Here is a 13,119-nt window from a genome sequence, read left to right on the forward strand (position 1 = left end):
GTTTTACTGAACCCACCATTTCATCACGTTGACGTTCACACCCCGGATGTCCGGCGCGAAGTTGTGCAGGCGGGTCTGGTTGCCGTAGAGGGCCTGGGCCTGGGTCAGCGGAATCCAGGGCAGCTGGTCGCGCATCAGCACACCAAACTGGTTGTAGAGCGACTTTCTGGCGGTCTGATTGACCGTTTCCTGTCCCTTCATCAGCAGGTTGCCGCCCGCCGGGTCGGTGTAGCCGGTGAAGTTATAGCCGTTGGGCGGCTGACCGTCAGCCGTGAAGTACGACAGGTACTCGCTGGGATCGCGTTCAATCCCGAAGCCCAGGATAAACAGATCAAAGTCGCCCGCGTTCACGGCACGCGGCTTGCTCTGGCCATCTTTGGGCAGCAGGTAAGTGACCAGTGTGGGAAAATCCATGCTCTGCAAATCCACCTGAATACCGACCTGGCGCAGGTTGGCCTGAATCAGCGCCGCGCCGCGCTCGCGCACCGGATTGCCGGTGGTGTAGAAGAGACGGAATTTCAGGGTCTTGCCGCCTTTGCTGCGCACACCGCCGCTCATCTTCCAGCCAGCATCGTCCAGGGTTTTCTGGGCCAGCGCCGGGTCATAAGGGATGGGTTTGACGCTGGTCGGGTAAGCCCAGTGTGACTTGGGGAAAAGGGTGTCCACGACGTTTCCGTAGCCGGACATGAGGCCGGTGACGATGGCCTTGCGGTTGATGGCGTAGGCCATCGCCGTTCTGACCGCCTGCTCCGCCAAAATGGGGTTACGCAGGTTGGTGCCCACATAATCGAAGTTCAGTTGATTGACCGTCGTGAGTTTGACTTTGGGATTGGCCTTGACGCTGGCCACGCTCGGCACAGGAACCGGCGCGGCGTCCACTTCGCCGTTGACCAGGGCGGCCAGCATGGTGTTGGCGTCTCCAAAGCGGACGATCAAGCGGTCCAAGCAGGGCCGCCCGGCGAAGTAGTTTTTGTTGGCGGCCAGCTCGATCAGCTCGCCGCTGCGGTACTGCTTGAACACGAAGGGACCGCTGCCGACGGGGCTGCGGTTGGTGGCGTCTTTCTGCCAGTTCTCAACCGGAATCTTGCCGTAGATATGCTCGGGCAAGATCATGATCCCGGCCATCGTCGCCAGAATCGGCGCGTAGACCTTGTCAGTCGTCAGGGCAATGGTGGTCGGGTTGATCACGTTGATGCCGCTGACCTTGCTGGCTTTGCCGTCATGGTAGGCGTCTGCGCCGCTGAGGATTTCGACCTGGCTGAAGGCCCCGCCGTTGTATTTGGGACTGGCAATCGCCGTCAGGGTAAAGGCCACATCCTGAGCGGTGAGCGGCTGCCCGTCCGACCACTTGATGCCGGGGTTGAGCTTAAAGGTGATGGTCTTTTTGTCCGGCGAGAATGTCCACGACTTTGCCAGATCACCTTGATAGTTCAGGTCAGCGGTGGGCTTGACCAGAGCATTGAAGACCAGTTCCTCGATGTTGGTGTCGTAGGTGGTGGGAAAGATCAGCGGGTTGAGGTTGCCCGGCTCACTGTTCTGAGCGATGGTCGCGGTGCCGCCCACCTTGGGGCAGGTGTTGCCCTGAGCGAGAGCGCCGGTGAGCAGCAGGGCAGCGGAAAGAGTAAAGAGAGTACGCATCGTGGGCCTCCTGGGCAGGGTTGTGGGCAGGGAAAGGGAAAGAGGAGAGGTTAGCGGGCCGTCCAGAGCTGATCCTGGCGCGGATTGAGATACTTTGGGCCGCTGGCAGTCACCAAGACGTTTTCTTCGACGATCATGCTGGGTTCGGGACTCATCAAGACGGTGGGTTCCAGGGTAAAGACCATGCCTGCTTCGAGTTTGAGGGTGGGAGCGCGGCGCTTGGCGTCCCAGCGCGGCCCCAGGACTGCGCCGCCGTCGTGGACGTGACGTCCGATCTGGTGGCCGGTAGAATGCTGAATTTCTGGATACCCCTGACTGAGCAGGTGCTGGCGGGCAGCGGCGTCGACCTCAAACCCCGCCACGCCTGGCTGCATGGCGGCGAAGGCGGCGTCAATCGCTCCGTAAATGGCTCCAAAGACCCGCTGCTCTTTTTCGGGTGGCTGATTCTCGCCGTCTTTGAGAAGGTAGATCGTCCGGGCAATATCCGAGAAGTAGCCCTGCACTTCCAGCGCCGTATCCAGAATCAGCAGATCACCCGGCACCAGCGGCTCGTCTGTCGGCCCCCGGTGCGACATGCCCATGCGGTTGATCAGTACCAGCGGCCCGCCGAAATCGCCCTGATCCGGCACCGTTCCCAGTTCAGCGGCCAGCGCGTTCATGCGGGCCTGAATCTCGCGCTCGGTCTGTCCAGCACGAATTGTGGGCAGCAGGCGGTCATACATCAAAATGGTCTTGTCGATGGCGCTCTGAAGGCGGCGCAACTCCTCGGGCGTTTTGATGGCCCGCACCCGGCTGAGCTGCTCCTCGCTGCTGACGAGAGTAACCCCCGGCAGGGCTGCCTGAAGTAGACGCTCGGCGGCCAGGTATTGCCCGTGCGTCAGGTTATCGCAGCGGATGTCGTGTTCGCTGAAATTAAGCAGCACCCTCTGGGGACGCAGTTCTCGTAGCCAGGTGGTCAGCGCCTCGTCAAACGAAGTGGTGTACTCGCGTATTTCCAGGTACTCGGCGTGCTGCTCGAAATGTCCAGCGTCAATCCGGGAGACCAGCGCTTTAGGGCCGCTGGCGTGAATGATAAAAGCCGCTTTGCCGACGGACTGGGTGTCGAATACCAGTGGAACGCTGGAATCACTGCCTTCCTGAGTGATAAAGAGCCAGACTTCTTCGGGCCGCACCTGCTGCGCCGCTTGCCGCGCTTTCTCTTCGCCTAGCTTGGACATTCCACCTCCGCGCAAATTTTTACCGGAACTCGAATTGGTCAGTAATACCACAATGTTCCAATCAGAGTCAAGATATTGAACTTTGCCGAGACTTGATTGGCCTGCAAGGAGACTCTGGTCTCACCCTTAGTGTCTAGAATAAGCTTAACTTGATTGAACTTTGTTCAACAAATTGACGCAGCGACTCTCAGCTCCTACAATGGCCTCGCTAAGAGTCGCGCCCTATTTCTGGAGGTGAGCGGTATGAAAAGCCTTGCTCAGCAAAAAATTACTCAAGCCCTCAGCACGCTTCAGGAGAAAGAACTGTGGCTCTTCATCACGCAGGAAGGCAGTGATCCGAATGTCGGGCTGGTCTTTGATACGGCGCTGAGCGGGAAAGCAGCGCTGATGCTCGCGCCGGGCAAAGGAGCGCTGGCTCTGTGCGCCAACTACGACCGGGGCCACCTGGAGCAGCAGGGCCAGTTTGACGAGATCCGCGCCTACACAACCAGTTTTGCCGACGAATTCTGCCACTGGCTCGCCGAACTCGCGCCGGACACCATCCTGCTCAATTTCAGCGAACATGATATTCACGCCGATGGACTGAGTTATGGCCAGTACCTCAGCACCGAGAAATTGATCCGGCGTGTGCTGCCGCACGTTCGTCTGGAAAGCAGTCAGGCGCGGCTTTCCACGGTGCGCGGCGTCAAAACGGATGAGGAGTTGCGCCGAATCCAGAGTGCCATCGACAAGACCATCCTCATGTATGACCGCTTACGGCCCACCCTGCAAGTCGGCCAGACCGAGCGCGAGATTCAGGCCCGCATGAACGCGATGGCCGCTGGACTCGGCGCTACGCCGTATCTGGGCGATCACGGCGGGCCGCTGGTCTGCATCAACCGGGTCGGGCTGGCGCACCGTGGCCCCAGCGACGAGGCTTTGCGCCCCGGCGATCTGCTGATTCTGGATACCGGACTGGCGGTGGGCGGCTACTTTTCCGATATCGCCCGCACCTGCTATGTCCGGGTACCGGGTGAGGACACGCCGCCGGAAATTCTGGCCACCTTCCAGGCCATTCACGACGCCATTGACGCGGCGTTTGCGGCCTTGAAACCGGGCGCGACGGGCATGGAGGTCGACGCTGCGGCACGGGCCGCGCTCCGGCGTGGTGGTCAGCCGGAACTCAGCCACGCCACCGGGCACCAGATCGGACGCCACGTCCACGACGGCGGCACACTGCTCGGCCCCGACTGGGAGCGCTACCTGCCCGCTTCGCAGGGTCAGCCACAGGTCGGTGAGGTCTACACCCTGGAACCCACCGTGGTCCAGTCGCCGCTTCCCAGCATGATCGTAGAAGAAAACGTGGTGGTGACGGCTGATGGAGCACGCTGGCTCAGCCGCAGACAGGACGATTTGTGGATCGTCTAGCCCAGTTGCAAGCGGCGCTGAAGCCAGCCGCGCTTGATGCCCTGCTGCTGACTGCGCCGTATCAGTTGCGGGCGTTTTGCGGCGCTCAGGTTTCGGCAGGAGCGCTCGTCGTCACGCCGGAGCGCCGCGTGCTGCTGCTCGACCCGCGTTACCAGCAGGCCGTCAAACCGGGCAAGGTCGAGATCAAACCGTATGTCGGGATTCATGAGTATGCTCGGGCGCTGCGCGAGCTGTTCGGGCCTGACGCGGTTCGTATCGGCGTCTACGCGCCCGCCCTGAGTCTGGCGGACATGCAGACCCTGAACCCGCACGGCGACCTGACCTTCGTGCCTGCCGACGCACTCATCAACGAACTGACCAGCCTGCTCAGCAGCGCTGAGATTGAAGCGCTGCAACAAGCGGAAGCGGTCACCCGGCAGGCCATCGAGGTGGCCTTTGCGGCGCTGCGTCCCGGCGTGACCGAGCGGCAACTCCAGCAGCTTCTCCTGAGCCATATCTACCAGGAAAGTGAAGGGCCGTCCTTTGAGCCGATCATCGCTTTCGGATCAAGAACCGCCCTGCCACACGCCCATCCCGGCATGACCGCCCTGGGTCAGAATGAGCTGGTCACGATTGACGCTGGAGCAGTGATTGACGGCTTGCACGCGGATCTCACCGTGACGCGGCTGTTCGGGCAAAGTGAGCGGGCGCAGCAGTTGATCGACCTCACCCAGCAGGCGCTGGAGGCGGCTCTACAGGCCGTCCGTCCTGGGGTGACGGCCAGCGAGGTTGACGAGGCGGCCCGCGCTCCCATTCGGGCGGCAGGACTGGATCAGCACACCCTGCGCGGCATCGGGCACGCGCTCGGCTACCAGACCCACCAGTTTCCTATTTTGCGCGAGCACGGCCAGGAAAAGCTTCAGGTCGGGCAGGTGCTGGCGATTGAACCGGGCGTTTATCTGCCTGGGTTTGGTGGCGTGCGGCTGGAAAAAATGATCGTCGTCACCGAAACAGGAGGCCGCCTGATCTCGGAGTGGCGGAGCGAGGAGCGTGCCGAATGACCCTGAGTTTGCCTGAATTTCGTGCCCACTTTCCCAATCTGGAGCAGTATGTTCACGCCAACAACTGCTCGCGCGGCGCTCTCAGCACAGATGTTGAGGCCGCACTGAGCGATTATTTGCACTCCTGGCGCGACTACGGCTCTCCCTGGAACCAGTGGATGAGTGTCTGGGAAGAGGCCCGCGCCGCTCTGGCGGCCCTGATCGGAGCCGGGGCCGAAGAACTGGCCCTCACCGACAGTGCCAGTCACGCGCTGGGGATGGCGGTTCTGGCACGGCCACCCTCAGCGGGAGCGGTGGTGATCGAGGAACACAATTTTCCCAGCGCTTTTTATCTGGCTGACGCCCTGAGACGCGGCGGGTATGAAGTGCGTTTCGCGGCTGATTTTCCCGGCGACACGCCGCTGGAACGCACGAACGCAGCGCTCAGGGGCGCGGCCCTGCTGGTGCTGGCACAGGTGAGCTTTCAGACTGGCGAGGTGCTGGCGGTGCCTGATTACGTTGCGGCGGCCCGTGCACACGGCTGCGAGGTGGTACTGGACGGCTATCAAGCGCTTGGCATCGTGCCCACTGACGTGAAGGCGCTGGGCGTGAGTTACTACCTGAGCGGCACCCATAAGTACCTGCTGGGCACCGAGGGCTTTGCCTTTCTCTACGCCGCGCCAGAAACCGGAGAGGCTCAAGCGCCCGGCTGGATGGCGGCGGCAGACCCGCACGGCATGGACTTGCTGCACCGTGAACTGAGCCGCGACGCCCGGCGTTTCGAGACTGGTACGCCGAATGTCACGGGCGCGTATGCCTGCCGGGCCGCGCTGCGGTTGCTTGAGCAGGTGCCTGCTGGCGTGCGGCTTGAGCAGGTTCGGCGCTGTGTGGACATCGTTCGGCAGACTTGCGGCGAGGCGGGCTATCAGGTGGTCACGCCTGCTGAGCAGGGCCGCTACGCCGCCATGATCGCCGTGGCCGCGCCGGACGCCCAGCACACGGCGGCGGCCATGCAGCAAAGCGGCTTTCTGGTCAGCGCCCGTGGCCCGGTGGTGCGCGTCAGTTTTCACGCCTACAACACCGAGGACGAGGCTCAACGTCTCGCGGCGTGGATTTTGAGTCATCCAGATCAATTTCAACAACGAATCACTCAGGAGCAAGCATGAAGCAGCACGTTTTGGTGATTGGCGCAGGAATTATCGGAGCCTGCATCGCCTACGAACTCGCGCGGGCCGGGCAGCGCGTGACCTTGCTGGAAGCGGCGTCGCCCGCTGCTGGAATCACCCGCTGGTGTCCCGGCGGCGTCCGGCAGCAATGGGGCAGCGACCTTAACATTTTGCTGGTGCGCGACAGCCTGCCCTTTTTCAACCGAATTGCCGAGTTGGATGCGGCACTGCATTTTGAGCGCTGCGGCTACATTTTTCTGAGCTACAGCGCTGCTGGTCAGGACTACACGCGGCAACTGGTGGAACGGCAGCAGCGTCTGGGCGTCAATGCTCAATTCGCGGATGTGGAAACCCTTTTGCAGTTGTGTCCCAGCTTGAATACCGACGGGCTGCTGTCTTCCAGCTACGGCCCCGACGACGGTTTCGTCAACAACCCGGTGCGCTTGACGCAGGCAATCGTTGAGGCGGCCCAGCAACACGGCGCGGCGCTGGTTCAGGGGCAGGCCAGCGCACTTCTCAGTGACGATGGGCGAATTACCGGCGTTCAGACTGATCACGGGCCGATCTACGCCGATACCACGGTGCTGGCTGCCGGGCAGGGAGCGCGGGCTCTGGCCGACAGCGTGGGCCTTGAGCTGCCACTGCATCCGGAAGAGAGGCGGCTACACTACCTGAGCGGCGCTCCCGAAGGCTACTGCCATCCCTTTCTGGCTTCATCCGATCACCAGTGGGCCGGGAAGCAGCTTGGCGAGGCGTTTTACATGAGCCGTCTGGGAGAACTTCCACCAGACGATGAAACCTTCAAGGCCGCGACTTTTGAGCACGGCGCACGGGTCCTGAACGGCTTGGAGCAACTGCAAACCACCCATGTCGTTCACGGGTTTTACAGCTCCACACCAGATTTTCAGGCCATCGTGGACGTTCCGGTGAGTCATCCGGGCTTGATTCTCAGCGTGGGCTTCAATGGCAACGGCTTTATGATGGCCCCCGCCAACGCCCGGATGGTCACTGATCTGGTGCTCGAACAGCGCCCACAGTACGATTTTACCGACTACCGTCTGGACCGCTTCAAGGGCCAGATTCACGTTGAAACGGCGGTGATCTGATGCTGGTCTTTGCTTTCAAGGCCGGTGAACTCCACGCCCAGCTTGACCCACAACTCGCACCAGAAACGTGCGCGGCGTTCAGTGAGGCGCTGAGAACGCCGGTGACCATCCGCACCCGTCACGCCATGTTCACCGGGCCGGAAATGTCGATGCAACTGCCCGCCGCTCAGTATCCGCAACTGCTTCAGGTGCCGCAGGAAGCCGCCGTCATTATGCCTGTAGAGGGACAGGTTCTGTTTACCAGCCTGCCAGCGCGGGTCTGGCCCGGCAGTTCGGAGCCAATTCTGGATCTGGGTATCTTTTACGGCCCATACGGACGAACGTTTTTTCCCAGCGGCTGGCTCCCCGGCAACGCCTTTGCTCACATCGCCGCTGAGCATTTTCCGCTTATGAAACAAATTGGTCGCTCACTCATTGAAAGCGGTGCCCAAGACGTTGAACTCTCGTTCAGATCAATTTGAAGTGCTGGGCAGTTGTGTTGCATTAGAGCATTTGTCGTAATGGCTATACGAATACAGCAGGGTTACATGGGTACAGCTCGGAATTGCGAACTCGGCTTGTCGCGCTGGTATTGGGTGGCGCTTCACCTGACGAAGCAGCGCGGCATCTCTCTGTTCATGTCGCTACCGTTAAAACTTATCTGGAATGCCATCGCCAAAATACCTTGTATGTGATCGCCAAACCGACAGGCAGTCACCGTACGGTGACTGCCCTCCACGAGCAACAGCTTCTTGCACAGCTTGAAACCCACCGAGATGCGACCTTGCAAGAACAGACGAACATGCGACCGCTACAGAGTTGAAGACCAGTTTTAAGGCTGTTGACCGCGTTTCTGGCGAGCAGGCTCACCGACATGTCTGGCACGGTGACAGAGTCCTCATCTTCCATTACCCGCTGCAAGCCTAGGACTTTGAAACTTGCCCAATTTAGACGCTGTTCGCTAGGAGCGTCTGCAACATCTGCCGCACGGCCTCAAGTTCGTCCTCATTGATGGTGTGGCCCATTCGCGGGTAGATGCGCTTGTCCACCGTCGCGCCGTGTTCAGCGAGCACCCCGGCGCTTTCCTCCACGCGCCGTAGCGGAATATGACCGTCCACATCGCTGCACCCGATAAAGACGGGTGTGCCGTCCAAGTGGCCGATGGCGTCGCGAGGAGTGCCGTCCGGGCCGATCAGGCCGCCCGAGAAGGCGAAAACGCCGCCGTAGCGCCGGGCGTGACGGGCCACGTATTCCAGCGCTAGGCACGCGCCCTGCGAGAAGCCGCCGATGACGATGTTCGCAGGTGCGATGCCCTGCCCGCCCAGCGTATTCACCACGTCGTCAATGGCCTGCAAGCCCGACGACAGGCCGGGTTCGTTGCGCTCCAGCGGGGCCAGAAAGCTCTGCGGGTACCAAGTGTGGCCCTGAGCCTGCGGGGCGAGGTACGCCAGGGTGGGCACGCCAAACTGCTGCGAGAGGCCCAGCATGTCCTCGGCGCTGCCTCCGCGTCCGTGAATCAGGATCACAGCAGCGCGCGCTTCTGTCAGGGCGGGGCCCGTGGACCTTACCGGCTGGCCCTGGTGGAGGCCGCTGATCTGGGAACGCTCAGGCATTCTGCCCGCCGATGGTTACGCCGTACTCGTGGTTCACGATGGGCCTGACCCGCGCCTCAATGGACGCGCGCTTGCTCTCGTACCACGCGGGCAACTTCAGGTGTTTGCCCAGTTCGTCCACACGCTCGTCGTCAGGGAAGCCGGGGGCGTCGGTGGCGATTTCGAACAGGATGCCGGAGTGTTCCCGGAAGTAAATGGAGTGGAAATACTGTCGATCCTGCACCGGAGTCACATCGTACCCGTGTTCGCTGAGCAGTTTCTGGTATTCCAGTTGCTCAGTGTCGTCCACGGTGCGCAGCGCGACGTGGTGAACGCTGCCCGCGCTGAATTGCCCGTGCGGTTTGCCAGGGCGCTCGACCAGATCCACGTACAGTCCCACACCCTCTGACTGGCCCCTGAAGCGGGTTCGCAGGCCCTCGGCGTCCGGCTCACTACCAACTTTGCTAAACCCCAGCGGCCCGGTCAGCAGCGCCTCGGTACGCGCGGTCTGTCCCACCCAGCCGGTGACACTGTGAAAACCGCGCAGGGCGTGTTCGCGGGGCACCGGGCTGTTCGGCCAGAAGCGGGGCACGTCCGCGCCGTCCTCAAAGACCAGCTCGATCCACAGGCCATCGGGGTCTTCGAATCGGACGGCGGGGCTGCCAAAGCGCACCTCTTCGGTAAAGGTAATCTCAAAGCTGTTCAGGCGGGCCTTCCAGTAGTCCTGGGAGGCGACGGGGGCAGCGTAGGCAGCGGCCACGATCTCGCCGTTGCCGCGCCGTCCCCTGACCGCATTGGCCCAGGGAAAGTAGGTCATGATGGTGCCGGGCGCGCCGGTTTCATCGCCGTAGTACAGGTGATAGGTGCCGGGGTCATCAAAATTGACGGTGACCTTGACCAGGCGTTGGCCGAGCACCTGGGTAAAGAAGTCGACATTCTTCTGGGGATCGCTCGCCATTACAGTGAGGTGGTGGAGTCCTTGAATGGGATTCATACATCCATTTTGACTTTAATATTTAACTGTATAGTGACTTATGATTCAAATTAAACTTTTTCTGGAGCCTTTAGAGTGGCAGCGATGACCGAGGAAGCTTTGAACAACGCGCTGCAGCAGCCCGCCATCCGGCTGTGGCGGCGCTTGGTCTTTACTACGCAGAACAAGATTCGTGAGGTGGAAACCGCGCTGGCTCCGCTGGAACTGACCATGACCGAGTTTGACCTGCTGGCCGTTCTGCGCCGGTTTGACGGCGCGACGCAACAGGAGGTGGCCCAGCGACTGCTGTTCACTGAGGCCAATATGTCCTACCACGCCAAACGCCTGAGCGTGCGTGGTCTGATTGAGAGGCGCACTGCTGGAAAGTGCAAGCAGCTAACGCTGACCGACGCTGGCCGGACGCTGGTGGAACGCGCCCTGCCCACGGTCATCGAGCTGCATGAGGCTCAGTTTTCTGACTTGAACCAGGAAGAGCTTGGTGTACTGCGGGGACTGCTGAGCCGCCTGAGATAAGAATGAGACTTGACTACCGAATACGTACTTATGCTCGTTCACTGTCCCTCAGAACCACGCGCGTCAAGTCCATCCATCCTCACTTCCGCGTCTTTAGAGATGCCACCACTTGACGCTTGATCAGCGTCTGGAACTGCACTGTAACTTCGTGATTCACCGCTTTCTTGCAACCACCTCTTTGAGGATCAAATTATCGAGCGACAGATCCGCCACCAGCCTTTTGAGTCGGCGATTTTCTTGCTCCAACAAACGAGGGCCGTTTAGTTTCGTCCTTGGTTATCCCGCCGTAATATGCCTTCCATTGGTGAATCTTCGTCACTCCGACGCCCGCTGTTCTTGCAACCTCGCCAATTGGTTGACCTGCTTCACTGAATCAGAACGTCCAGCATTTGCTGTGAGAATTGGCGTGCCTAGGCGCGTCCGTCCACGACGATTCGGTGTACCGTTTCCCTTTCATCGTTCCTCCAGATTGCCACTGAATTCGCAACTTTTCTGAACCAAGATTCGGGGGTCACGTCATCTCACTGTACAGTCCCGATTTCAATCTATTGATAGCGGCTTAAATTGGGGTTTGCGCCATGAGGTGTTGTGGGAACCGGATGTAGCGGATTCACTGCCACCCTGATCGAAGCCGGGTTTTGAGTTCTTTGGTTGTCTTGGCGCAGAAATTTCCCAAGATATTGCGCTTGATGTAGGCCCAGACTTTCTCAATTGGATTGAGTTCTGGCGAGTAGGGCGGCAAGTAGACCTGATCTGTCAAGGGTTTGGTGGAGGCTCAGTTCGGGATGGGGGCTTGCTCCTCAAAGGCCGCCGGGGACCGGTAGCCCAACGCGGAGTGACGACGCTGGCGGTTGTAGAACACCTCAATCCACTCGAAGACCTCCGTTCGTGTCTGGGCACGGCCCACTGCGCCTTTCCAAGTTCCAGTTCCGTCTTCAACGTCGCGAAGAAGCTCTCCTGAACGGCGCTATCCCAGCATTCTCCTTTCTCGCTCATGCTCTGCACCGCGTGCAGTCTGTCCAGCGCCTCCTTGTACACCTCACTCGTGTATTGGCTCCCCCTATCTGAATGGTGGAGCAGCCCTCCTGGTGGCTGTCGACGCTCTACGGCCATTCCCAACGCCGCTGTAACCAGCGGCGTGTGGAGTCGCTCATTCAGCGCCCAGCCGACGATTTTCCGTGAGTACAGGTTCATGACCGTGGCCAGGTACAGCCAACCCTCCCGGGTGGGTAAATACGTGATGTCCGTCGCCCATTTCTGATTCGGATCATCGGCGTCAAAATTCCTGGCAAGAAGATTTTCTGCGACTGGATGGGATGATTTTGCTTTGGTCGTCGTCCGGAACTTTTGCTTCCCTCGCGCGACAAGCTGAGCTTGTCGTATCAGGCGTCCGATGCGCTCACGGCTCACCTGCTCTCCCTGCTCACAGAGGTCTGCTTTGATGCGCAACGCACCGTACGTCCCGCGGCTGTCCTCGAAGCTTTTCCTGATTCTGGCCGTCAAACTTCGGTCTTTTGCGATTCTCTCGCTGTCTGGCCTTCCCCGCAAAGCGTAATACCCACTGATGCTGACATCGAGAACTCGGCACACGCGTTCCACTGGGAATTCATCGTGATGCCGGGCGATGAAGCGAAAAATCAGGGTTGCTTGGCGAAAAAGCGGGCAAGCGTCCTCAAGGGCGTCTGTTCTGCCCAAGATAGACCAGTGCTTTTTTCAGGATATCCCGTTCCTGTCGTGCAATTTCCAGCTCCCGTTCGAGTTCTTTAAGACGAGCCTCCTGTGGTGAGAGGGCGGGGATCCCCCCGCCCAGTGAATACAGGGCGGCCAGCGGCCGTTTGATGGTCTTGCTGTTGCTTCCAACGCACGACGTAGTGAGGAGGAACGCCGAGATCACGGGCGATCTGAGCGCAACTCTTACCGGTCGTGCGAACCAAGCGGACAGCTTCGTATTTGAACTCAGCGGTGAACTTCTGCTTGGATACGGACATTCTGTCCTCCAGTGTCGATCACACTGAACTTACCCCCCACTAAACCCTACTCACATCACACCTAAGCCGCTTGTCTTGGAAGATGTTGACATTGGGAGTTCTCTTTTCCATCTGCTAGCCGAACGTAAACGGCGGCGAAGCGACCTGAAAGCGCCCCTTGGTGCCGTGACGCTAGATCCACGTTGCGTTGTGCCAGACGACTTCGCTCAGCGCTTGCACGACCGCCAAACGGTCGTGACGTGGTCGGGTATTTCGGCCTTCGACCTCTGAAGTGCCTAAGAATTGGACTCAGACGCACTTCAGCTGGATATACCGTTTGCGTTCGCGTGATGCCGCCTGACCAAAATAGTACCCGCGCACTGAGTGCCTGACGAAATCGAGCATTGACGCCGTATCCCGCAGCAGCCAACACCACGCCAAAGGTGACATATTCGCGGACACAATCAAGTTTGCGGAGCGCCAATTCCCATTTAGTCAACGGTGATCAGTAGACCTCTTGC

General features: G+C 60.1%; 13 protein-coding genes and 2 pseudogenes. 7 read left to right on the forward strand and 8 right to left on the reverse strand.

From position 1 onward, the window contains the following. Window positions 1–3: 3 nt before the first annotated feature. Both EHF33_RS19040 and EHF33_RS19045 read right to left on the reverse strand, forming a co-directional pair. Entirely contained in the window at window positions 4–1,638 is a 1,635-nt protein-coding gene (locus EHF33_RS19040; RefSeq protein ID WP_124875176.1) for an ABC transporter substrate-binding protein, read from the reverse strand. Window positions 1,639–1,688: 50 nt separating this feature from the next. After that, window positions 1,689–2,855 carry a M24 family metallopeptidase gene (locus EHF33_RS19045; RefSeq protein ID WP_124875178.1) on the reverse strand — a complete coding sequence of 389 codons (1,167 nt, stop codon included), beginning with the start codon at window positions 2,853–2,855 and terminating at the stop codon, window positions 1,689–1,691. 243 nt (window positions 2,856–3,098) lie between these two features. On the opposite strand from EHF33_RS19045, the gene EHF33_RS19050 reads away from it, so the two are divergent. The 6 genes and pseudogenes from EHF33_RS19050 to EHF33_RS19075 all read left to right on the forward strand — a co-directional run. After that, window positions 3,099–4,262, forward strand: a complete 1,164-nt coding sequence (locus EHF33_RS19050) for a M24 family metallopeptidase (RefSeq protein ID WP_124875180.1) — start codon at window positions 3,099–3,101, stop codon at window positions 4,260–4,262. After that, window positions 4,250–5,302, forward strand: coding sequence for a M24 family metallopeptidase (locus tag EHF33_RS19055; protein ID WP_124875182.1), 1,053 nt, complete (start codon window positions 4,250–4,252; stop codon window positions 5,300–5,302). Before EHF33_RS19050 ends, EHF33_RS19055 begins: the two co-directional genes overlap by 13 nt. Next, window positions 5,299–6,447, forward strand: a complete 1,149-nt coding sequence (locus tag EHF33_RS19060) for an aminotransferase class V-fold PLP-dependent enzyme (protein WP_124875184.1) — start codon at window positions 5,299–5,301, stop codon at window positions 6,445–6,447. Before EHF33_RS19055 ends, EHF33_RS19060 begins: the two co-directional genes overlap by 4 nt. Further along, on the forward strand, window positions 6,444–7,553 hold the full coding sequence (locus tag EHF33_RS19065) for an NAD(P)/FAD-dependent oxidoreductase (protein ID WP_124875186.1): 1,110 nt from the start codon (window positions 6,444–6,446) through the stop codon (window positions 7,551–7,553). Before EHF33_RS19060 ends, EHF33_RS19065 begins: the two co-directional genes overlap by 4 nt. Further along, a complete protein-coding gene (locus tag EHF33_RS19070) occupies window positions 7,553–8,014 on the forward strand; it encodes a DUF3830 family protein (protein WP_124875188.1) in 462 nt (153 codons plus the stop codon). The genes EHF33_RS19065 and EHF33_RS19070 overlap by 1 nt, the downstream gene beginning before the upstream one ends. A 29-nt stretch (window positions 8,015–8,043) precedes the next feature. After that, window positions 8,044–8,417 (forward strand): annotated as a pseudogene (locus tag EHF33_RS19075) (IS630-like element ISDds8 family transposase); the annotation flags it as partial. A 62-nt stretch (window positions 8,418–8,479) separates the two neighbouring features. On the opposite strand, the gene EHF33_RS21625 reads toward EHF33_RS19075, so the two are convergent. Together EHF33_RS21625 and EHF33_RS21630 are read right to left on the reverse strand one after the other, a co-directional pair. Beyond that, the gene (locus EHF33_RS21625) at window positions 8,480–9,058 is read right to left on the reverse strand and encodes an alpha/beta hydrolase (protein WP_241191421.1); all 579 of its coding nucleotides are present in this window, start codon (window positions 9,056–9,058) and stop codon (window positions 8,480–8,482) included. Window positions 9,059–9,137: 79 nt separating this feature from the next. Then, window positions 9,138–10,118, reverse strand: coding sequence for a ring-cleaving dioxygenase (locus tag EHF33_RS21630; protein ID WP_124875192.1), 981 nt, complete (start codon window positions 10,116–10,118; stop codon window positions 9,138–9,140). Window positions 10,119–10,202: 84 nt separating this feature from the next. Between EHF33_RS21630 and EHF33_RS19090 the strand changes: the two genes are divergently transcribed. Beyond that, window positions 10,203–10,631: a MarR family winged helix-turn-helix transcriptional regulator gene (locus EHF33_RS19090; protein ID WP_124875194.1), complete on the forward strand. Its 429-nt coding sequence runs from the start codon at window positions 10,203–10,205 to the stop codon at window positions 10,629–10,631. Between the two features lie 610 nt (window positions 10,632–11,241). Here EHF33_RS19090 and EHF33_RS19095 read toward each other — a convergent pair. The 4 genes and pseudogenes from EHF33_RS19095 to EHF33_RS22060 form a co-directional block, all read right to left on the reverse strand. Next, window positions 11,242–11,376: pseudogene (locus EHF33_RS19095) on the reverse strand (transposase); the annotation flags it as partial. Window positions 11,377–11,387: 11 nt separating this feature from the next. Then, window positions 11,388–12,326, reverse strand: a complete 939-nt coding sequence (locus EHF33_RS19100) for an IS3 family transposase (RefSeq protein WP_164473622.1) — start codon at window positions 12,324–12,326, stop codon at window positions 11,388–11,390. Between the two features lie 68 nt (window positions 12,327–12,394). Continuing rightward, window positions 12,395–12,619, reverse strand: a complete 225-nt coding sequence (locus EHF33_RS22055) for a transposase (RefSeq protein ID WP_124875198.1) — start codon at window positions 12,617–12,619, stop codon at window positions 12,395–12,397. A gap of 61 nt (window positions 12,620–12,680) precedes the next feature. Further along, window positions 12,681–13,097 (reverse strand): transposase, encoded by a 417-nt coding sequence (locus EHF33_RS22060; RefSeq protein ID WP_124875200.1) that lies wholly within the window; start codon window positions 13,095–13,097, stop codon window positions 12,681–12,683. Window positions 13,098–13,119 lie beyond the last annotated feature (22 nt).

Origin of the sequence: Deinococcus psychrotolerans (assembly GCF_003860465.1) — a bacterium.
Taxonomy (GTDB): Bacteria; Deinococcota; Deinococci; order Deinococcales; family Deinococcaceae; genus Deinococcus; species Deinococcus psychrotolerans.